This is a genomic window from Nostoc sp. FACHB-152 (assembly GCF_014697475.1).
Classification (GTDB): Bacteria; Cyanobacteriota; Cyanobacteriia; order Cyanobacteriales; family Nostocaceae; genus Nostoc_B.
The window spans coordinates 1-22,127 of record NZ_JACJRV010000082.1 but is presented as its reverse complement, the minus strand read 5'-3'; the positions used below and the strand labels follow the sequence as shown (position 1 = coordinate 22,127).

General features: G+C 44.1%; 21 protein-coding genes. 11 read left to right on the top strand and 10 right to left on the bottom strand.

Features of this window, described 5'->3' with window-relative positions:
• Positions 1–137: 137 nt before the first annotated feature.
• From H6G76_RS30595 to H6G76_RS30550, 10 genes are all read right to left on the bottom strand, one after another.
• Positions 138–653: an SgcJ/EcaC family oxidoreductase gene (locus tag H6G76_RS30595; RefSeq protein ID WP_190709373.1), complete on the bottom strand. Its 516-nt coding sequence runs from the start codon at positions 651–653 to the stop codon at positions 138–140.
• 428 nt (positions 654–1,081) lie between these two features.
• Positions 1,082–1,993, bottom strand: coding sequence for an SDR family NAD(P)-dependent oxidoreductase (locus tag H6G76_RS30590; RefSeq protein ID WP_190709371.1), 912 nt, complete (start codon positions 1,991–1,993; stop codon positions 1,082–1,084).
• A 109-nt stretch (positions 1,994–2,102) separates the two neighbouring features.
• Entirely contained in the window at positions 2,103–3,680 is a 1,578-nt protein-coding gene (locus tag H6G76_RS30585; protein ID WP_190709369.1) for a GMC family oxidoreductase, read from the bottom strand.
• Positions 3,681–3,901: 221 nt separating this feature from the next.
• On the bottom strand, positions 3,902–4,714 hold the full coding sequence (locus tag H6G76_RS30580; protein ID WP_190709367.1) for an alpha/beta fold hydrolase: 813 nt from the start codon (positions 4,712–4,714) through the stop codon (positions 3,902–3,904).
• 99 nt (positions 4,715–4,813) lie between these two features.
• The gene (locus H6G76_RS30575) at positions 4,814–5,371 is read right to left on the bottom strand and encodes a DsbA family protein (protein ID WP_190709365.1); all 558 of its coding nucleotides are present in this window, start codon (positions 5,369–5,371) and stop codon (positions 4,814–4,816) included.
• A 206-nt stretch (positions 5,372–5,577) separates the two neighbouring features.
• A complete protein-coding gene (locus tag H6G76_RS30570; protein WP_190709363.1) occupies positions 5,578–6,207 on the bottom strand; it encodes a response regulator transcription factor in 630 nt (209 codons plus the stop codon).
• 8 nt (positions 6,208–6,215) lie between these two features.
• Positions 6,216–12,254 carry an AAA family ATPase gene (locus tag H6G76_RS30565; protein ID WP_190709361.1) on the bottom strand — a complete coding sequence of 2,013 codons (6,039 nt, stop codon included), beginning with the start codon at positions 12,252–12,254 and terminating at the stop codon, positions 6,216–6,218.
• Positions 12,255–12,287: 33 nt separating this feature from the next.
• On the bottom strand, positions 12,288–12,644 hold the full coding sequence (locus H6G76_RS38160; protein WP_190709360.1) for a hypothetical protein: 357 nt from the start codon (positions 12,642–12,644) through the stop codon (positions 12,288–12,290).
• Between the two features lie 27 nt (positions 12,645–12,671).
• The gene (locus H6G76_RS38155) at positions 12,672–12,827 is read right to left on the bottom strand and encodes a hypothetical protein (RefSeq protein WP_190709357.1); all 156 of its coding nucleotides are present in this window, start codon (positions 12,825–12,827) and stop codon (positions 12,672–12,674) included.
• A gap of 251 nt (positions 12,828–13,078) precedes the next feature.
• Entirely contained in the window at positions 13,079–13,267 is a 189-nt protein-coding gene (locus H6G76_RS30550; RefSeq protein ID WP_242056587.1) for a helix-turn-helix transcriptional regulator, read from the bottom strand.
• Positions 13,268–13,427: 160 nt separating this feature from the next.
• On the opposite strand from H6G76_RS30550, the gene H6G76_RS30545 reads away from it, so the two are divergent.
• From H6G76_RS30545 to dnaB, 11 genes are all read left to right on the top strand, one after another.
• Positions 13,428–14,450: a hypothetical protein gene (locus H6G76_RS30545; protein ID WP_190709355.1), complete on the top strand. Its 1,023-nt coding sequence runs from the start codon at positions 13,428–13,430 to the stop codon at positions 14,448–14,450.
• A gap of 137 nt (positions 14,451–14,587) precedes the next feature.
• Positions 14,588–14,986 (top strand): hypothetical protein, encoded by a 399-nt coding sequence (locus H6G76_RS30540; RefSeq protein ID WP_190709353.1) that lies wholly within the window; start codon positions 14,588–14,590, stop codon positions 14,984–14,986.
• 5 nt (positions 14,987–14,991) lie between these two features.
• The gene (locus tag H6G76_RS30535) at positions 14,992–15,477 is read left to right on the top strand and encodes a DUF1392 family protein (protein WP_190709351.1); all 486 of its coding nucleotides are present in this window, start codon (positions 14,992–14,994) and stop codon (positions 15,475–15,477) included.
• A 26-nt stretch (positions 15,478–15,503) separates the two neighbouring features.
• A complete protein-coding gene (locus H6G76_RS30530) occupies positions 15,504–16,388 on the top strand; it encodes a hypothetical protein (protein WP_190709349.1) in 885 nt (294 codons plus the stop codon).
• Positions 16,389–16,618: 230 nt separating this feature from the next.
• Complete coding sequence (locus tag H6G76_RS30525) at positions 16,619–16,933, top strand: hypothetical protein (RefSeq protein ID WP_190709347.1); 315 nt, start codon at positions 16,619–16,621, stop codon at positions 16,931–16,933.
• Positions 16,934–16,974: 41 nt separating this feature from the next.
• The gene (locus H6G76_RS30520; protein ID WP_190709345.1) at positions 16,975–17,424 is read left to right on the top strand and encodes a hypothetical protein; all 450 of its coding nucleotides are present in this window, start codon (positions 16,975–16,977) and stop codon (positions 17,422–17,424) included.
• Positions 17,425–17,432: 8 nt separating this feature from the next.
• Entirely contained in the window at positions 17,433–17,636 is a 204-nt protein-coding gene (locus H6G76_RS30515) for a hypothetical protein (RefSeq protein WP_190709343.1), read from the top strand.
• On the top strand, positions 17,633–18,220 hold the full coding sequence (locus H6G76_RS30510) for an MT-A70 family methyltransferase (protein WP_190709341.1): 588 nt from the start codon (positions 17,633–17,635) through the stop codon (positions 18,218–18,220). The genes H6G76_RS30515 and H6G76_RS30510 overlap by 4 nt, the downstream gene beginning before the upstream one ends.
• A gap of 19 nt (positions 18,221–18,239) precedes the next feature.
• Positions 18,240–18,839, top strand: a complete 600-nt coding sequence (locus H6G76_RS30505; RefSeq protein WP_190709339.1) for an alpha-ketoglutarate-dependent dioxygenase AlkB — start codon at positions 18,240–18,242, stop codon at positions 18,837–18,839.
• Between the two features lie 224 nt (positions 18,840–19,063).
• Complete coding sequence (locus H6G76_RS30500) at positions 19,064–20,476, top strand: hypothetical protein (RefSeq protein WP_190709337.1); 1,413 nt, start codon at positions 19,064–19,066, stop codon at positions 20,474–20,476.
• A 137-nt stretch (positions 20,477–20,613) separates the two neighbouring features.
• Complete coding sequence (gene dnaB, locus H6G76_RS30495; RefSeq protein ID WP_190709335.1) at positions 20,614–21,975, top strand: replicative DNA helicase; 1,362 nt, start codon at positions 20,614–20,616, stop codon at positions 21,973–21,975.
• The last annotated feature ends 152 nt before the right edge of the window (positions 21,976–22,127 follow it).

The following is a 22,127-nucleotide window of genomic DNA, read 5'->3' as shown; positions in this document are numbered from 1 at the left end:
GGTTTGTTCCGAATGGTACTAAGAAAAGCCCAAATACTGTTGTATTCTCGTTAAGAATCTGGAAGCTCTTAACCAGTTGGGGTAAGGGCTGTATTTTAACTTAGTGCCATTCTTTACATCTCCTTTGATTCATCTGCTTAATGACCCTGCTTGAGACCTGCAATGAGTTCGGTCACTTGACGTTGAGCCTCTGCGCTCAGTGAGTCAAAGTCGTCTAAGAAGAATTGACGTTCTAGCGTTAACTTCCGGGTATTGAGTAACCCTTCGATCTGCCAACCTTCGTCGCCTTTCGTTACGACGTATAGCGGCAGGGAATTTCGTGATGGTGAAGCTTCGGTTTGTCCGGGCAGTATTACCCTGATAACTACAAGCATGAGCGCGAGTTGCGAGTTCACGAAGCGGACAAAATCCACCTCACCCTCCAAGCGTGTTCCTTTGACAACCGTGTCGAACGCTTGCTGATGAAATGCAGCGATTTCTTTTCGACCCTTGAGATGCGTACCCTCGAACGTAATGAAATCAGCAGTTTCGCTGAACGGGGCAGCGAAGCCTTCGCCGCTACCTCGATTCCAAGCATCAATCATTTGGCGATGGAAAGCACGGATTACTGACTCGTCAGCAATAGTGGTGGTTTGAGTTGTTTGTGAATTCATAGTTTTGAGTTCCTTTTAAGTAATAGATCAGTTTTTAAGCGGTATAGAGGGTGTTATAAACTCTGAAAATCATCGGCTCTGTAAGCTAGTTACAACCATTCCTCGAAAATCGCAACCAGGGTAAAATTTCATTTCTAAACTATTAGTTCATGTCATTAATTTTGATGGATAAATCAGTTTTTAAATTTTTCTTTTTTACCTCTTCCTTATCTACGAGACACTACGCGAACGCGAAAGTACGCAGTTCGTTCTCTTAACCCTTCAGAACTAATGACACAGACCACTAGCTTCTATAAAAGCTCACTGTTAGGGAAGTCCAGAAAATAAATTATCCCAATTTTTAAACTCAACGCAACTGTTTCTTCCTCCTGCTCCCTGCCTACAAAGTGATGGGATATTTTTTTAGTGGGAAGTCCTTTATTGCCAGGTCAAGCGAGCAGGAGCAACGATTCATTCCAGAGCCGATCGGCATTAGCTGGGTGCAGGGCGTAGGTAGCAACTCCGCTCATATAGCCGTTCCCGTTGGTGACGAGAGTAGCTTCATTGCAGTCCTCGAAATAGCGTCCGCCAACGCCCTTGAGTAGCCCAGAGGTTCCTAACAGAACGGAAGTTGCTGCACCCTGCGCTATTGTCTTGTGCCGATCAGGTGGGGTTCTAAGACCGCCCGTATAACGCTGGAGGTTGGTGGCGATCGCTCCTGGCATCAGGGCATTAGCGGTAATCCCATCTTTGAACCAGCGTGCAGTAGCACCCACAGCAAAGAGGATAGTTGCGGTCTTGGACTGTCCATACGCTAACCACGGATCATAAGGACGGAACATGAAGTGAATATCATCGAACACAATGGGCGACATCAGGTGTCCGCTAGAACTAACCACCACGATACGGGCAGCACCCTCGGCAGCGAGAGCGTCGTGTAGTCCGAGAGCTAAGGCAAAGTGTCCCAGATAGTTAGTGGCAAATTGCATCTCCCAGCCTTCGGGTGTACGCTGTTCGGGCAGTGCCATTACCCCTGCATTATTAACGAGTATGTGCAGTGGCTCACGCCAGGCAGCAATGAACTTGGCAATTGAGTTGCGATCGCTTAAATCAAGCGGAGCAACATGGATATTCCGGTTCCCAGTAGTAGCCATAATGTCAGCCGCAACTTGCGCTCCAGCATCGGTATTACGCACAGCTAGTGTGACGATCGCTCCAGCTTGAGCTAGTGTCCGCGCCGTTTCTACGCCGATGCCCGATGCGCCTCCCGTAACGATCGCCCGTTTGCCGGAAAGATCAATTCCTTCTACGACTTCGGCGGCGGTGGAATGTCGTCCGAATGGTGTTGTAATCAGTGCCATCGTGTATTCCTTGACAGAGATTGAGTGTTCCGTTTGCCTAACATCGACCGATAAACACTCAACAGGTACGATAATCGGAGATTGATCAAAGAAAGACTATCTCCCGTTTCTAAATAGATGAATACGCCGGATTTTCGACGTTATATTTGCTGAGAACCGTTCGTTCTGTGCGACCTGCTTTAATTAAATCTGCTGCCTTCTCACCAATCATGATGGTTGGTGCGTTCGTATTTCCCGTGGTGATTGTTGGCATGATGGAGGCATCAACAACTCGCAATCCCTCAACTCCATGTACCCGCAACTCAGTATCGACCACTGCCATTGAGTCAATGCCCATTTTGCAAGTACCAACTGGATGCCATACAGTGCTGCAAGTATCCCGAATGTAAACTTCAAGTGCTGCATCACTCTGAACCTCAGCACCCGGAGCAATTTCTTTGCCACGAAACCCATCAAAAGCACTGGTTTGAAACAATTGGCGCATTAATTTAATTCCCTCAACCAGCTTCTGCACATCGGCTTGACTTTGTAGATAATTCATCCGAAGAGTTGGTGGATTTTTGGGGTCAGGTGATCGCAAACTAACACTGCCAACATTTTGAAGACGGGTAAGAGAGACTGCCCCTGTAAATCCAAAATCAGCAGGGGTATAACCAGGTGACAAAAATTGAATGGGGCCGAAAAAGAACTGCAAATCGGGTGCAGACTCCACATTGCTCTTGCTATGCAAAAATAATCCGGCTTCTACTCCATTACTAGTGATGGCAGGGTGTATATCTTGAGTAGCTGCTTGAACAACACAAGTGAGAATATGATCCTGAAGGTTTTGACCGACACCCGGCAAATCTGCAACAACAGAAATTCCCATCGCTTGCAGATATTCTGCATTCCCAATACCAGAAAGCATTAGCAGCTTAGGCGAATCAAATGCGCCTGCACTTAAAATTACTTCTTGGTTGACTCTGACCTGGTGGAGCATACCTTCATACAGATATTCCACCCCAACAGCGCAAGTGCCTTCAAACAGCAATCGCGTCACCAATGCCCCTGTCGTTACAGTCAAATTGGGACGATGAAGAATGGGTAGAAGAAAAGCAGCAGCAGCACTGTGCCGTTTACCATCCTTGACTGTCAACTGATACAGTCCTACCCCTTCTTGCTGTACTCCATTAAAATCAGGATTGTAGTTGTATCCCATTGACACACAGGCATCTACAAAGCGTTTGGATACTACAGCAGGGGAGATCAAATCGGTAACGCTCAACTCCCCATCAACTCCGTGAAATTCTGACGCGCCTCGCTGCTGGTGTTCCGATTTTTTAAAATAGGGCAATACATCAAGGTACGACCATCCGGGATTTCCTAATTCCTGCCAGCGATCATAATCTTGAGGATTGCCCCGGACATACATCATGAAATTAATCGAACTGCTGCCCCCCAAGACTTTGCCACGGGAACAAAACATTTTGCGAGAATTCAGGTAGGGTTCTGGCTCAGAAATGTAACTCCAATCCACTTCAGAGCCTATTAGGCTAAAGCATTGCGCCGGAATTTGAATTTCTGGTTTTGTAGCTGGGTTGCCTGCTTCGAGGAGTAACACGGTTGTGTCACAGTCTTCGGTTAGACGATTGGCAACTACACAACCAGCCGATCCTCCACCAATTACAATGTAGTCATAATTAGTCATAAAGTTCTCTTCCTCTGTTATCTACAATGGATAAATGGAGCTAAGAATGAACTGATTTAAAGAGCAATCACTAAAATACTGTTAGTTATTCATTTACAATACCCGATCTGCTGAATTTAACTGTTTACCAATGGTGTATCTACCAAATGTTCTGCCAGAAACTAAACTTGCGTCTCATTGGTTTGCAGGACTTGGCTCACTAACAAATCGTTAAATTGGGATTACTTCACAGCCGTACTTGCTGCTTCAATCACTTTAGTAACTTCTTTTGGATGAGAGATAAAAGGAACATGACTGGAGTTAACTTCTGTTGTCTTAGCACCAATCCGTTTAGCCATAAATCGTTGAAGTTCGGGGTTGATGGCGCGATCGCTTTGAGTCACGATAAACCAAGAAGGAATCGTTTTCCAAGCGATGTCATTCACTGATTGCTCAAAGGCTGCGCTGTCGATGGGCTTTTGGGTTGCTGCCATCACTCGCGCTTCAGCCTTCGATACGTCCTGGGCAAAAAATTCGTGAAACTTCCCGCGATCAATATAAAGAAAGTTTGCCGCATCAGATACAATTGCCGTACTAATCGGAGGTGCTGCGTACTTTTTATTCAAATCACTCGTCTTTTCACCGACATCCGGTGCGAAAGCATTGACATAAACCAGAGCTTTCACCTGTGGATTGTTAGCAGCCGCACCTGTGATTACATTGCCACCATAGGAATGCCCGACCAAAACAACGGAACCTTTTTGATTGCCAATCACCCGTTTTGTCGTTGCGACATCATCAGCAAGCGAGGTGAGGGGAATCTGCACAGCAGTCACCCTGTAGCCATCCTGCTCCAACAATGGAATAACGTGTTGCCATGATGTGCCGTCAGCAAAAGCCCCATGAACAAGAACGATCGCAGGTTTAGAGCCGGACGCTTGAGGTACTTGTTTTGAAATAGCTGATGTTGGATGCATTAATATCCCAACGACAACACCAAATGCAAGTAACCACAGCAACAATTTTTGAACTTTTTTCTTTGTAAAAACTATCATTGTGATCGCCTCTGTGTTCTTACTAAATTGCTCAAATCTCTGGTTCTTCTTGTCTGTATAGAAATTAGGAAATGCTTATTAAAATAAGCACTAAAAACCTTAATCATTTGCAGCAACAATAGCTGCCATTACCTGCTCAAAAGTCCAGTGATCAAGATAGCGAATTCCATTAATAAACAAAGCGGGCGCGGCCTCAACTCCACTTCGCAGTCCACCTTCGATATCCGCATTGATCCGCTCAACATACGTTCCTCTGGATAAATCCTGCAAAAATTGAGAAATATCAAGTCCTAAACGATTGGCGTACTCAACTAGATAGCCATTTCCCAACTCCTGTTGATGAATGAATAATATTTCATGCATTTGCCAAAACTGCCCTTGAGCCGATGCGGCTTCCGCAGCTTGGGCAGCTCGTTGAGCATTTGGATGAATCTGTACCTGAGGAAAATGACGGAAGATAAAACCTAAATTGTTTTCTCCAAACAAAACCTTCAATTGCTGCCCGGCAACTTTAATTAATCGATAGACGTTGGCACTTTGAAAGCATTCATAATCTCCATACATAACGAGGACTACAACAGCATTCAGTACACCTTGAAGATGATCCTGGGTTGAAGGCAAAACGAATAAAGAATAATTATCACGGTCGTAAGTCATGTTTTGGTTTGTATTAAGCAAACTTAAGCCTTACAACTCAACTGTGCTAACGTTGCTATGGATTTAGTATAGGCAACTGGCCCTCTGTTGTCGTCCACTCTGGGTTGATATTTTTGTACAATCCAGTGATGGATGAACCCATCCATCTCTCAGTGGAAGATTGTCTCCAACTAAAGTTGGTGTCCAAATTCCAACTTTAATACAACTTACAAATTAACAATTCCACGCTTAACAGCAGTAATTACAGCTTGTGTGCGATCGCTCACGCCCAGTTTGCTCAAAATGTGATTTACATGGGATTTGACGGTACTTTCACCAATACTCAAAGTAGTCCCAATTTCCTGATTACCCATTCCTTGTGCCATCAAACGCAGCACTTCCAACTCTCGTTCGCTCAGTTCTGGATTGCTCATTCGCTGCAATAATTTTGCACCTACTTCTGGGGGAATGTATTTCTGACCATTATGAATGGCGCGAATCGCATTCAAAAGTTCGCCAAGTTGAGAATCTTTAAGCAAATAGCCTTGAGCACCCGCCTGTAAACCGCGATAGATATCTTCATCACCATCGTAGGTTGTGAGTACCGCGATCCGAGCCTGCTTAAATTCAGAACAAATCGCCATAATGGCTTCAACGCCTCCCATTTTGGGCATTCGTAAATCCATTAATGTGACATCAGGTTGGTATTCTCGAAACGCGGCGATCGCCTGCTGCCCATCTTCAGCTTGAGCGATCACTGTCATTTCTGGATCGCGGTCAATGATGGTTGCTAGACCCTTTCTGACAATGGCATGGTCGTCAACAATCAGCACCCGAATCGTAGTGGATTGGCTCATTGTAATTCTCACTCAGGGTTGATAGTGACAATAATTTCTGTTCCTTGACCTGGTTGGCTTTGAATTGTTAGTTGTGCGCCAATGCGCTCTGCCCGTTCACTCATTCCTAATAAGCCAAACCCACCGCTCAAAGGAATGCTACCTACTCCAAAGCCCCTGCCATCGTCTTTAACCCGTAAGATACACTGTGTCTCGTTGTACACCAACTCAACCAGAATTTCCTTAGCATAAGCGTATTTAATCGCATTAGTTAATGCTTCCTGACCAATTCTGAGTAAGTTATTCTCCACTTCGGTTGCTAGGGAATAGGCTGTACCCTGAGTTTCGCAAATCACAGCTGTGTCGGTCGTTGAGCGCATTTGAGCTACTATACGATGCAGGGCACTCTCTAAATTACCTTCTTCTAGTAGCCGCGGACGGAGTGCTGATACCGATCGCCGTGCCCCAGCCAGCCCAGCGCGTGCTAGTTCCTCAATCATTTCTAGATGTGCTTGAGTTGCTTCTAGGTCGTCCGCCAACACTTGTGTTGCTGCTCTAACCTGAAGTAAAATACCCGTGAAGGATTGAGCTAGTGTATCATGAATTTCTCGCGCCATTCGGTTGCGTTCTTCCAGAATAGATGCTTGTTCAGATCGTTTGCGTTCGCGCAGTGCAGCATTTCGCTGTTCGGTAATGTCAAGAATTATTCCTAGCATCTGCACAGGCTGTCCGTCCGCGTTATAAATGCCTCGACCTCGACCTACCAGCCAGTGAATACTGCCATCTGGATGAATAACTCGATATTCAGCTTCAAAATCAGTATGAGTTGCTAGAGATGTTATGATAGCTTGTTCAACCCGATGAACATCTTCTGGATGAACGCGATCGCGCCATGCCTGGTAGCTGCTCTCAACCTCACTAGGAACTAACCCCAGCAATCGAGCAAAATTGTCGTTCCAATCTACTTTGTTCTCTGTGATATTCCAGTTGCCACTACCGATGTGCGTGAGATCCATCGTCAGCCTGCGTTGCTCTTCACTTTGTCGCAAGGCATTCTCTACTCGTTGGCGCTCTTCAATCTCCTGCCAAAGGAGCAAAGTCCTCTCAGCAATTTGCTGTTCTAAGGTTTGGTTGTAGTCGGCTAGAAGTTTCTGGGTTTGTTTACGCTCGGTGATATCTTGAAAAGCTACAATCGCATAAACTACCTTGCCCTGTTCGTCAAAGACTGGAGTACCCCAAACCTCAACTGGAATTGTTGCGTTATTTTGGCGAATTTCCATGTCATCAACGGTGGTGCATTCGCCGCTCAACGCCCGGATAACTGGCAGTTTTTCAGTGGGATAAATTCGATCCGTTCCCGTCACATAAAATTGATAAGCTTCTGAGATTTGCTCCGGCGGCACAGAAGGATCAATCCCTTTACCCATGAGTTGAATGCCTCGTTGATTGGCGTAATAAGGGCGACCCTCTGCATTGACGATGCCAATGCCCACCGGAACTGCTTCTAGAAATTGAGTCATCCTGCTTTCGCTTGCCCGAAGCTTTGCATAGAGTTTGGCATTTTCAATTGCAATCGCTGCCTGCGTAGAAAGTAGGCTGAGAATTTGCGATCGCTCCGGTGTAAATGCCCCAGATGCCAATTTATTTTCTAGATACAACACACCGACGAGCTTACTTTGGTTTAATAGTGGCAAGCAAAGGATAGATTGGGTTTGGTGGCGTTGAATGTATGGTTCACTGATAAAATTACCTTCACAAGTTGCATTATTTAAAATGACTGATTCATGCGTTCTAATCGCATACTGAATGATTGATTTGGGTAGGAGATCTGCCATTGGCATTGATCGCATTACTCGTGTAGTACAAACCTGCTCACGCTCATTGAGTTCACAAGCAGCCTCGATTTTCCATTCGCCTGCATTTTCCAAAAGCAAGCATCCCATTTGCGCCCCAGCATTCTCAATTAATATCTGCATTAAGGAATGGAGTAACCTCTCCAGTTCAATTTCACTCGAAATCGCTTGAGATGTCTTCATTACCGTTGCTAAATCGAAAGCAATAGATGAAGTATTCAAGGTAGTCCTATTAGTGGTGGGAATTGGTGTGTTAGCTATACCCAATGAGTTAGGGAAAAACTGTGGATAACGAGTCTCTAAATCGTTGACCTTTGCCGTTGCTCCCCAGCGTTGATAGCAGTAGTGAGCTTCTTTCATGTAGAGCTGGGCAAACTTTTCTCGACCACGCGCCAGATAAAATTTGGCAGCTAACTCATAAGCTAATGCTTCTTCTTGGATATATTCATTTTCCTTTGCTCCCTGAATTGCTTGCTCATAAAATTCTTCTGCCTCAAGCAACTGGCCCAAAACTCGTGCAGTTTCTGCCTCAACTAAATGATACTTGTGCAAATAATTCATTGGCGCATAATATGCCCAGCGTTTCATTGCCTCTTGCTTTGCCGTAACTTTTTTGAAGATTTCTGCCTGTACTTCGGTGCTGCTTTCAGGATATATAGCCAACCTTGCTAACGCATCATAGAAATAGTATAAAGGAGCAAGCGGTGTACCCATAATTGGGATGAAATAAGGTTCTGCTACATCTGAGTTTTCAATTGCCTGAGCATACTCAGAAAAGAGATAGCACAGATAAAGTTTATTAAAATAAGCATCAAAGATTGCTGTTCCATCATTTGCTACTTCATGTTTTTGTAATCCGTCCTTTTCATTGTAAAATTGACCAATTAGATGGATTGGACTAACCGAATATCCCATCAAGTTTGCGACCGCCTGCTGAAACGTTTGATTCCAGGTTAGTGCTGTTTTCTGTTTGATTCGACTAATCGCTTCATTGTAGGTTGTCATAGCGTATTCAACCTCTACGAGTTCTTTCCCAACAACATAGAGCTGAAAACAATAGCAATGCGCGCAATAAGCTGCGAATTCTAAATCCCCAGTTTCCAGTCCAATTTGATAGGCTTTTAGCAATGGCTCCAGTGATTCTTTAATATGCTCTTTCCAGTGCAGGACGTGTTCATGTGCCGTGAACAATGTTCTGGCTTTGAGTGAATGAGTATTCTGTTGTGATAACAGCCTAAGAGAAAGCTGTCCAAACTGATAACCAGACTCGATGTCTCCAACCAAACCACAAAGAATTAATCCAAAAATGGCATAGGAGAAAGGCGAAACAGACGCATTACCATATAAGATTGACAAATTGACTTGTTTAGATGTGATTGGTAGCAGTAAGTTGGGAGCAGCAAATTTAGCTGCGGTCGTGATGTCTGATAGGATTTGCATAGCTGCCAACTTTTCTGGCTCAACCATGTTAGGCAAATGAATCAAATCCTCAATTGTTTTTTCATCCAAGAGGGATGTGATTATATCTAACTCAATACAAACATCCGGGTGACTTGGCTGTTTAGGGAAAATGATTCCCAATTGTTGTAAAATCTGCAATCCCGTATCGACTGCTTGCAGAGGTTGGTTTTGCGCGATGTCAGCCTGAATTTTGACTCTGTAAACTGTTACGCTATCAAGAACTGTTTTAACACGTTGCAGAATGATTGCTGCCCATCTTTCTACATCTTCAAAATTGCCGCACAGAAATGCGACTTCTGTTGTCTCTACGTATAACGCTAAGGTCAACTCATAATTTGTTTGCCAAGTAGCGGCTTCTAGCCATTGTCTACCGATAGCTAAATAGTTTCTTGCCGTACTATAAGCGATCGTTCCCTTTGCTTTTTGCCCTGCTATCAAGTTCAATTTGGCAATTTCATCTCGTTCTGTTTGATTAGTAATTAGTTCAATTCCATGATTGAGATGATCCACAATTTCAAACAGTCTATCTGATAGACGAACTGCTAATACTTCTTTAAGCAAATTGCGACCAATTTGAAGATGAACTATTTGTTTATTTGACTCATCAGTTAGATCGTAAGCTGCTTGCTGAACGCGATCGTGCAAGAACTTATACTCTTGAATTAACAAGTTTTCATCTAATTCAGATAGTGGTTGAATTAATCCAACTTGTATGGCTGCTAGTAAATCTTGAAAAACCGTTTCAGGTGGTTGATCACAAACAATCGATAGAGTATCTAAATTAAATTCAGCACCAATACAAGCAGCTAGCCGGAGAATTTGCTGTGTATTCTCTGGCAGTTTCTTCAACTTGAGAAGCATTAACTCCACAACATTATCAGTAATATCCTGGGCTTGAATATCAGCTATGTTCCATTGCCAGCAGAAGTGTTCAGCATCAAATGTCAGCAGATTCTCGCTATATAGCATTCTCAAAAATTCATTGACAAAGAATGGATTGCCCTCAGTTTTACTCAAAACTAACTCAGCTAAGGGACGAACCATGTCTGCATCCCGATGCAGCGTCTCGGCAATCAACTGATTCAACGCCTCCAGCGTTAAGGGTGTTAGGGTAATTTCCTGAATTACTACTCCTTGTTTTCGTAGTCTCTCAAGCATTAATGCTAATGGATGCGTTGGCTTCACTTCATTATCTCGATAAGCCCCAATCAAAAATAGTGATTGGGCTTGCTCATCCAGTAGCATCAACTCAACTAAATTCAGCGTTGCTGAGTCTATCCATTGCAAATCATCTAAGAATATCACTAAGGGATGTGATTCTGAACAAAACACCCGCACAAACTGCCCAAAGATTCGATGAAAGCGATTTTGAGCTTCAGTTGCTCCAACGGACGGTACAGGCGGCTGCTTGCCGATAATTAATTCAACTTCGGGGATCACATCAATGATGATTTGTCCGTTGCTTCCTAGAGCCGTTAGAAGGTGCGCTCGCCATTGTTGCACGTTCTCATCTGGTTCACTCAGCAATTGCTGCACCAATTTTTGCAGAGCAACTGCGATCGCACTGTAGGGAATATTGCGCTGAAACTGATCAAATTTACCAGAGATAAAATAACCACGCTTTTGGGTAATTGGTTTATAGATTTCCTGCACTAACGCAGATTTCCCAATTCCAGCATAGCCAGCGACTAACATCATTTCGACTTGAAATTTTGGATTGCCCGCTTGTTCCCTTTGCAAAGTTGTTTCCGAATTATTTGGTAAAGCAGCGACGCGATTTGAATCTGGACACGCTACGCGATTAAATGCTGCCAGTAAAATTGCAACTTCCTTGTCCCGTCCATACAGTTTTTGGGGAATTTGAAACTGATCCGAAGCGTCTTGAAGCCCCAGTTGAATGCTAGAGATTTGACCGATTTCTTCTAATTGTTGAACACAGATTTCTAAATCCGCTTTGATTCCCCAAGCACTTTGATAGCGATCTTCGGCATTTTTCGCCATCAGTTTGAGAATGATATCTGAAACTGCCTTGGGAATCGTTGTATTTATTTCATCAGGCGGAATAGGATGTTTGGCAATATGACAATGGACTAGCTCCAGCACGTCTGTGGTGGGAAATGGTAGTTGTCCGGTGAGCAGTTCGTAAAGCGTTACACCCAGCGAGTAAAAATCGGTGCGGTAATCAAGTAAACAGTTCATCCGTCCGGTTTGCTCTGGAGATAGGTATGCAAGTGTTCCTTCCAACACATGAGGACTTTTGAACGTCGGATTCGTGCGATTAAATTGGGTAGAAATTCCAAAGTCAATAATTTTGACAACGCCAGTATCGAGATTGAGGACTATGTTTCCAGGATTGATATCTTTATGAATGACATTGGCTACATGGATTCTGCCCAGAATGTCGCAAACAGTGATAGCTAGATTTAGAAAAGTCGATAAAGGTATCGGGCAGAAAATATCTGGACGCTTGTGTATCCATTGCTCTAAGGACTCTCCCCCAAAATCTTCTAATAGAATTACTAAAGTGCGTTGATAGTCTTGTTGGTTATATACTTTGATAACTCCTGCTAAATTTAGGGAGCTGGTAATTTTATATTCCTGTCTGTAGCGAGTTAATTCTTGAGGTGAGGGATAATCAAGCTTTAGCATTTTTACAACGATCCCTACTCCATCGGCTCTGATGCCCCGATAAACTAGAGAATTATCACTTTCATATATCTTGTTTTGGATGGCAATACCAGGTAGAGCAATCATAAACCAACTTTTGAAAGGATAATCTGGCATACCTCAAACTATACAGCAATTCTCATTGGGAGAATAATTACTTGATGTTTGGTAATTAATAATAAATTTGATGCAATAAAAATTTAATGTCAAAGGAACCAAGGGTCTAACTTGTCGTTCACTCGTCGGCAGAATTTGACAACCATTGGTTGTCAAATTTTTATCCGCTACATTTTGACAACCATTGGTTGTCAGATTTTCGTAAACACCAGCTGCTGCAATCAGATAATTTGACTGTTGGCGACTATGCCCAAACCTATCCCGGCAGTATTCCTCAAATGTGCGGTGAGTGGAACGATACAATCGACAATCGCGCAATTCTGCCAACGCCTTCCCCGCTTCAAAAAACGCCCTTTCCACTTTTTGCTCAAGGTGCAAGCGATTGCGTTATTCATCCTCGGTCAATTCAGGAACTTCAACAGCAGAAACGTCAATGGTTGCTGAAGCGGGATCTTCTAAAGATGCGATGTCTGAGTTGGGAGATTCTGGGTTGGTTGATGCGGAGATGGTGGCTTTATTACGTTTACGGGGTGGGGTGTTCATAAATCCACCTCTCCTAATTAATATAGTGCTTGCTCAAAAACCATCACAGCTAAATTTTGAGTGTGATATCTAACCGCCAACTTGCTATACACGATGCTAAAAACAAGCACTTTAACTGCTTTACCATCTCTCCACTCAAAGTTAGGGTAAGCAGTTATAAGTTACTAGTTAAGAAGTTTTGGCGATCACTGCTTTAACACAAATGATGAAAAAGCTAATAAATCAACAGTTTCACTAATAAACATTTCGGTTTACTTCTCAAACACTTGTGCAAGCTCTTCAATAGACAGTCGTGTAATTTTACATAATTTTGCTGTCTGCATAGGAGTTAATCGCGGCAAATAAACTCCTCGTTCCCAGTTGGAAACAGTCTGATCTGTGACCCCCACAGCTTCAGCAATTTGCCTCTGGGTTAAACCCAAAGACTCTCTCAGCTTCATAAATGGATGCTCCGAACTCATCTATACAAGATTCTACTACAAGAAAGAACTACAAGCCAACTTGACAACTACAAGTGAACTTGATTTAATAAACATAGAGAAAGCGCCTGGACTGGTAATCTGAAGCGCTTCTCTAGTCCTATTTAAGAACCTACTCATTATGACCCACGTTACATACACACATCAACAGCTACGCTGCAAATCCCTCCCGCAGCTAAAGCGCATCTACAGCGAAATCGGCTGCACACTCGAAGTAAACGACAGACGCTGCAAGGATTCGTGGAGGAGTGCGATCGCCCGATACCAAGCAAGCAAACTCCAGAAAGTTGACGAGCAGGACATAGCCCAAAGCGAGTTCGAGCAGTACATCGCAGACCAAGCCCAGGCGATCGCACCAGAAGAATTAGCAATCAAAGAAATCAACCCCCACCATTTTGAGATTTTTGCTGGTAAACAGCTAATCGCGTACATCAGCTACGACAGCAGCGAATTCGTCACCCAGCCTTGGGTAGTGATGATTAGTGGCAACGAAATCTTCCGCCACACCACCCAAGCTCGATGCCAACGCTTCATCCACTGGCACTACAAAGACGGCACACTCCCATTACCCTTACCCGCACCAAACGATTACCCAGAAGCCCCAACAATTACCGAAATCTCTTTCTACGACCAAGAAGTTTCTGTTGACGGTCAACTGGTGGCCAGCGTTAGTTTTGACCAGAACAACTACCAAAATTTGTACTGGTGTGTGCTTGTAAACGACGTTGAGATTTTTCGAGACATTACACCTGCTCGATGTCACAGCTACGTTAAACAGCAGTATCAGCAAGGCACATTACTAGTACAAGTACAGTTTGAAGAACCATGCACCACCGGAAACGAAATCATGGTGCAGATAGCCACTGAATGCGACAAATATGGTTTGGAACTGCTGGATGACGGGATTTATACCAGCGATGGAGAGAAGCTGGGCGAAGTCGGCTGTACAGATGGCCTCTGGTGGTTTGCACGAGTCAACCAGAAGCGAACCTTTTGCGATTCTGTTGAGGATGCCGTTTGGCTACTTCAAATACCGGATGGTTTACCAAGCACTAACGAATACTTGCAATACCATCCGTTGGAGCAACTGTCGCCGGGGGAATTGCAGGGGTTGTTTGAGATAGCAGAGTTAGTGGCGGTGTAAGGGGAAAGAGTGGGCTTTGATGCCCACTACTTTATCTGGCTTACCAGTCTCAAATATAACCATCTGCACTTGGGGCAAACCTCAGTAATTCTGTCCCCATGCCTCACCAATTCCTTCACTCATCAACAAAGCTAACCATGAAAACCAAATGGCGCAAATGGGAGAGAGAAGAGATAGACATCCTTGAAGAAATGTCCGAAGCTTTCACCCTTAAACAAATTGCGCGTCGGCTCAAAAAACACGGTTATCGACGTACAACCGAGGGGATTAATAAAAAACTTCACCGCTTAGGCTATTCCACCCGCACAACTCTGGACAACTACAGCTGCAATCAAATCGCCAAAACCCTTTGTGTGGATTCCTCGACGGTTGTTGCATGGGTCAAGCGCGGTTGGCTTCGGGGGATACAACGCTCTACCACGCAATACCAAATTAAAAGTCAGGATTTGAAACGATTTCTCAAAAAGCCTCCCTCAAGAATCAAAAATCTCATTGCCTCATTAGATCATCTCGCAATTAAAACTTTGGTTGGGTAAATACTATGACTTGTGCAATCGCTACCCTTGAAAAATGCTGGTATCTGTCGCCGCCTTGGGGTCAACCTATGCCCTTGCTGGAAGTCAATCTGTCTGAGAAAGTCTACCTCACCGATTCTGGAACATTTGGCTACTGCTGCGGGGTGTTGTGGCAGGAAGACGAATGGGTTTATGCGATCAACTGCGTAGACGCTTCGCGGCTTGTCGTTAGACATCGCTCAATCACGTATTTCACCAAACACGAAATCATCGGTACTGGACGGGTTCAGTCCACCTATTTGAGAAAACCTGCCTTTGTGCTTGGCGATCGCGTCATGCTTCGCTTTGACAGTCATGCCACGAAACAACGTTTGATTCTGGGGATTGTGCTGGTGAATAACGCTTGGTTTTATGTTGTCGAGCTAATGTCCCCGGCTTTGGTTCAACCACTGGCTGCACCTGCTCGTTTTCCGTTGGTGGGCGAACAAGATTTGATTCGAGTTCATGTTTAAGTATTTTTCAACCCGGAGCAACGATTATGTCACAAATCGAAATCGCTCAAATCATTGACCAGATAAAGCAAGAGATTACTGTTGATGCTTTGGGGCGAGGTAAAGCCAGCATGAAAGCTACTGCTCGATTAGCTGGTGTTAGCGACAAAGCTATTGGTAAAGCCTTAGAAAGCGCGAACCTGGAACCATCGAAACTAGCCCTAATGCTTATGGAGCAAGGCTTTGATGCGGCGAACCTAAAAGAGTGGAAAACAAATGGTATCCCAGACATAGCGATCGCTATCATCCTTGACTACTACGCTTACGAAGCAGGCCGCTACTGTACAAAACAAGCAAAGGCAATCTGCCGAACATTCAAAACCATCGGTGTTCGTGCCTGGATGCAAGACATCATCGGCTGGACGAAACCCACAACTCAACCCCAACAACCCCCCGCACCAGCAATTCCCCCAGTTGAACAGCGATTGCATACTCTTGTCCTGGCGATGAAGACTTTAGCCGAGTTGACTGGTGGACGACTCAACCCGTACATGGAACAACAGTTTAAGGACTACGCCGGGAATCTTTTGGCTGAACATAACCGCAAGATGTTGGCTCCTTCAGAAGAACGATGGCTTGGGGTAGTTAACTTTGCAGAGAGTGAACTGGGTAGAAAAGTCCCGCTAAGTGGTTCGCATTATCGGGGACATTTGGGGACATGGGTTCGCACGTTTTACCCACAATTGGGCGATCACCAAGAAGACAGACTAGTTAACGGCACTCAACAACCAGTTTATGTGTATGCCTGTCATGACCCTATCGTGGTTGCGGGGTTAACCAAAGCAATTGAAGAGTTTTTTTCACACCCAAGTCCGGCGGCAGCACTCAAGCAAGCGGGGGCATTCTCTAAGAAAGCTGTGGTTACGGCTTGATTGTCAATTCAAGTCGCAAGTGACAAGTCGCAAGTCGCAAGTAATAACTTATACCGAAAGTGGAGGCTTGGGATGAAGACGGAAGCGGAGCGGCTTGGGTTAGGTGCTTTGTGTGTCGTACAGCGTGTTTCCATACAATTGTTTTTATTTTTCCATATAAGGGGCTTGAAACCAATTTTTCTTAACACTTGCGACTTGCGACTTGGAACTTACGACTTGTTTTTGATTTTATGATTATTCCCTTTGATTTACAAACCCAAGCTATAGCCACCGATGGTAGAAAGTGCATTTTCAGTACGGTTTATGTCGATATTATTGAAATCCTGACTTCCGCAGAAGAAGCACTCACAGACCCCGAAATGCAAGGCACTATAGACATGATTGCTGAGGGCGGTAGTTTTTCTGGTGATGGTGTTGATGAATTTCTTTTAGATGCTCTTAAAGAGCTTCAAGCTTGGAAATTCGTACAAGAAGTTAATAACGGAGATTATACATATTGGGTGTTATCTCCTAAAGGACTATTGCTCAAAGCTGAAATCAAATAATGCGGAAGACCATAGAGTTTTTGAAGGGAAGAATTTAAACAATGGAACTTGGACTCTTTCAAACAGATGCACTCGTTGAAAAATTAGCCAAAGCATTTTACCGACTTCAAGGTTATGTAGTTAGAGATAACTATAGAATGCAAGACTCCACCCATCCGGCGGAAAAAGCGTGTGTAGCAATGGCGTTAGTTGCAATTGAAGAAGTCGAATTTGAACTAGCTGGTAATGACGATGAAGAAGTTATTACTTGGCAGCAAGGACAGCCATTGAGCGATGACCGCCAGTATTTCTTCTGCAAATACGAGGAATTTGCTTTAACTCTACTGACTTCACCTGCAATCAATACCACTCGTGTAGAAGTTTATCTGGGAAATACAAGGCTTTACGTTTCTGAGAAAGAAATTACTCAAGAAGAAGCTACAGAAGAACTCCAGGATTTCTTAAGTACACTTGTTGCACAGTTACAAACTTTGAGCCGCATTCAGTTTTAGGAGAAATTATGAGAGTCGTAGTTCAAGTAGTAGAAAAAGTCTATCAAGAAGCACACCTAGAAATACCAGATGGACTGACAGAAGAAACCATCAGACAGCACATTGTTGGTCTATATAACAGTGGCGAAATGACTCCTGATTTAAACATCTTTCAGGTTGAATTTGAGTCTATGAACGCAACGATTGTTCAACAACCACAAGAGGCAGCATGAGACTCTCAACTCTACAAGGTCAATACCAGTGCATCGTTATAGACCCTCCTTGGTTCTATCGCCTCCGCAATCAAGATAAGACCCATCGCAATCGTATTCCCTACCAACCAATGCGGACTGAAGAAATTCTGGCGTTGCCTATTGGTGACTTAAGCGATCGCGCTGGCTGCGTTTTATTTTTGTGGTTCACGAATAACCACATGGTAGAAGCGTCGCAATGTTTACAAACTTGGGGTTTCGACCTCAAAACCATCCTAACTTGGGAAAAAGTTACCAAAGATGGCACTAAAACACACCTGGGAACTGGCCACTGGCTGAGGAATTGCACTGAACATTGTGCGTTGGCTGTTCGTGGAAATGTGAAAGCTTTTGCTGGGCGGACACTCACAAACGAGTCCACCATCATACACGCACCACGCCGTGAGCATTCCAGGAAACCAGAACCGTTTTTTGAACTGGTAGAGAAGTTGTGTCCAGATATGACCAAGCTGGAGATGTTCGCACGTTCTTCTAGAGCAGGCTGGGATTGTTGGGGAGATGAGGCGAATATGTTTGATTCAACTGAAATTGCCGCAGTAGTTTAAATCGGATGAGGCAGTATTTATGCAACAGATGTCACTTTTTGATGAACCTACCACCGTTTTACCAGTCGCTTATTATCCAGACTTTCTTACCAAGCAGGAAGCCGACGAACTCTACCGACACGCTTTGGAATTGCAGTGGCAGCAAAACACAATCAGAATGCTGGGTAAAACTATGCCTGTGCCTCGGCTGGAATGTATTTATGGTGATGAGGGCTGTGACTACCTGTATTCTAAAAGCGTTTTACTCAAACCCCTGCCCTGGACTTCATTGCTGGCACAACTGCGAGATAGGATTACTGCTGCTACTGGCTACAGCTTCCGAATTGTAATTGGTAATCAGTACAGGAGTGGCCAAGACTCGATAGGCTGGCACAACGATAACGAGGCTTCGATGGGACTTGACCCAGCAATCGCTTCTATTAGCTTGGGTTCGGTTCGCAAATTCCAAATTAAGGCCATCGGAGGGAAGCCGACTGGCTTTTGGCTGGAACACGGCAGTTTGTTGGTGATGCTTCCTGGTTGTCAAACTACTCATTTACACCAAGTTCCTAAAACCACCAAGTTTGTAACTACACGAATTAATCTGACGTTTCGACCGCACGTTGGGGGGAAGAGATGAGTATTTTATCAAGAGTGAAACTTCAATTCACTTATACATCAAAAAAGGTGAATTGCTTTGTGGTTATAAATTTAAAACCTGCAAAACCAATAGTATTAGTTTCCTACAACCAATACTCAAGCTTTAGATAATGAAAATTTTCACTTCTAAACAAAAGCAAAACCCTCAGTTTTTTGGCGCAAACTGAGGGAGAAGAAAACCAAGTAATCGGGGTTAATCTAACTATGAGTTTAGCATTAAAAATACCAAAACTTTCCTCTCCAAAAGCTAGGACAAATTGCTTCAAAAATCAAGCTAGTTTTCTAGCTTGGGAAGCACATTCAAGGGATACACTGAAGGTCAAACGTTGTTATGTTGATGTTGTTGGTGGTGACTTAATAGCCGGAATTTTACTGAGCCAAATCATCTATTGGCATTTACCTGATGACTCTGGTCAATCCCGGTTAAAGATTGAACGTGATGGTCACAAATGGTTAGCTAAAAAACGTTTAGATTGGTGGAATGAATGCCGCATTACTCCCAAACAGTTTGACTCTGCCATCAGGTTATTAGAGTCCAAGCATTTAATCAGAACGACTATCTACAAATTTGATAATAGTCCGACAAAACATATCCGCGTTGACTGGGAGAATTTTCTTTCTGCTCTGGCTCAAGTTGTACAAAACCCCGTTATCGCTCCCGAACGTGTCAAAACCCTTGCGGCTTCTGGTTGTGACGAAAATGGTAATTTACCAAAAAGTGAATTTACCAAAAGGGTAATTTCCGAAAATGTTAAGTTACCAAAAAGTGAATTTCCTAAAAAGGAAATTTCCCAAAAGGTTAAATTTAAAATTCCCAAAAGGTTAAGTTTAAAATTCCGAAAAGGTGAAAATATATATATAGAAACAGAGATTACTTCAGAGATTACTTCAGAGACTACTACTTCTCCATCTTCACGAGCCTTAACGCAAGATCCTAAAACCCAAGAGGGAGAGGGGGGAGTTGAAAAAAATTACAACGAGGAGAAAGAACTAATTCCCGAATCTCTCACTTCGTTGTCAAACAAATCCGAGTCTCCTCATCAACATGAAAATCTCTCTTGTGGAAAAAATACCACCCCGCTGCCGTTCGATAAAGTCGAACAACCGAATAATTCAGTTCGACAAGACCCGTTCTTAAACAATCGAACATTGAACCCCGTAAAAGGCACTCTCAAGTCCAATGCGTCTGACCCCTGGATGAAAACGACGAATACGCCTAATGAAGAATTTGCACAATGGCTGTTTGAAAAACGCTACAAGAATCAACCAGGGAAAATGCTTTCTGACGCGAAAGCCGAAATTCGCAATAGCTTCGAGAGAGCTAGTGATTTGTGGGACGAATTTCTAGCTGAAAAACAAACAACGCCATCAACTGCAAGTACAGCAAGTTGCGAATTTTCTCCCATCGGATATTTCGCTAACCATTCTCTGGATTGGCATAAAGCCATCTTTAGCGAACTTTTAGACCGTATGGATGAAGTTGGACTTGAAAGCGCGATCGCTTCTTTCAGCACTCGTTATGACCAGCAACACCCAGGCGCAACGGAAAAATGGCTGGAGTGGTTAAAGCTCACGCAACCCCAAATGTATGCCTACCTGCATCCACAAGCTGCTTAAAGAGAGCAGGGGAGGCAGGGGGAGATGTGCAGCAGGGGGAGAATTTACTATCCATTCTTCCCCAACACTCAGCACTCAAAAAAGCTCTTTCCTCCCCTGCTTCGCCTGCCTCCCCTGCTTTCTAAACGAGAGGATTTATGACACACGAACTAAACTTCACATCCCAACAAGACCGCTTGCCCCCACAAAGCATTGAGGCTGAAGAAGCAATACTCGGCGGTATCATGCTTGATCCTGCTGCAATGAGCCGAATCAGCGATCGCTTGGTATCAGATGCTTTTTACATCAATGGCCACAAGGACATTTACCAAGCCGCGCAACGACTGTACAGCCAAGGATTACCAACGGATTTGCTTTGCATCACCAACTGGTTGTCTGACAATGGTTTATTGCTTCGTATCGGTGGACGTAATAAACTGGCTACTCTGGTTGATCGCACGGTCACAGCCGTGAACATTGATGCGTTAGCCGACTTGGTGATGGAGAAATACCAACGGCGGCAGTTGATCAAAGCCGGCACTGAAATTGTTCAACTGGGCTATGCTACTGAAGCCGAATTCACCAATGTTCTTGACGAAGCCGAACAAAAAGTCTACGGCATTGCATCAGAGCAGAACAAGAGTGACTTGGTTCATATTTCTCATGCCTTAGCTAACACTTTTACTGAAATTGAGGCGCGTCATGCTGGCACTGCCTCACCTGCGCTGTCTACCGGATTCTATGACCTGGACAGTATACTCGGCGGTGGTTTTCGCAAGGGGCGGTTGTATGTTCTGGCGGCTCGTCCTTCGGTTGGTAAATCCGCTTTGGCTGGTAATCTTGCCCTTAACGTTGCTAAAACAGGTCAATTCCCTATCTGTGTTTTCAGCTTAGAAATGTCAACTGACGAGTACGTACAGCGATTTTTGAGCAGTGAATCTGGGATTGAAAATAATTTTTTGGAAACTGGGAATGTCTCTGACGGTCAGTGGCAACCCTTAAGTCAAGCAATCTCTGCATTAAGCGAACAACAGATTTTCATCAACGACGAATCTTGCCCTTCTCTCAATGAAATCCGTAGCCAAGTCCGCCGAATTTCATCCCATTACGGTGGTGTTGGGCTTGTGATTGTTGATTATCTGCAACTGATGGCTGAAGCTGCTGACTCTAGGGCTAACATGACCGAACGTGTTGCCGAAATCAGCCGAGGGCTAAAGAAACTCGCCAAAGATTTGGATGTTCCAGTTTTGGCTCTCTCCCAGTTAAGCCGTGAAGTTGAACACCGCAACGATAAACGCCCCATACTCAGCGATTTGCGCTCCAGTGGTGCTGTTGAGCAAGATAGTGATGTTGTGATCATGCTCTACCGCGAAGAAATGTACAACCCCGATACTCCAGATCGTGGCATTGCTGAGTTAATTATTCGCAAGCAGCGCAATGGCCCTACTGGCACGGTCAAGCTTTTGTTCGACCATCAGTTTACCAGATTCAAGAATTTATCTCGTGGTCGAAATTTTTAGCCTATTACTGGAAATCGAAATATGAGTACAAGCTACCAACAACTGCTTCACTAGAACTCTTGCAAAAGTGTTTTATGGTATGATACGAGGTTTGGCAATTTGCGATTAGGACTTTGAGGAGCAGTGAAAATAGAGAACGCCAAACAGCTTAC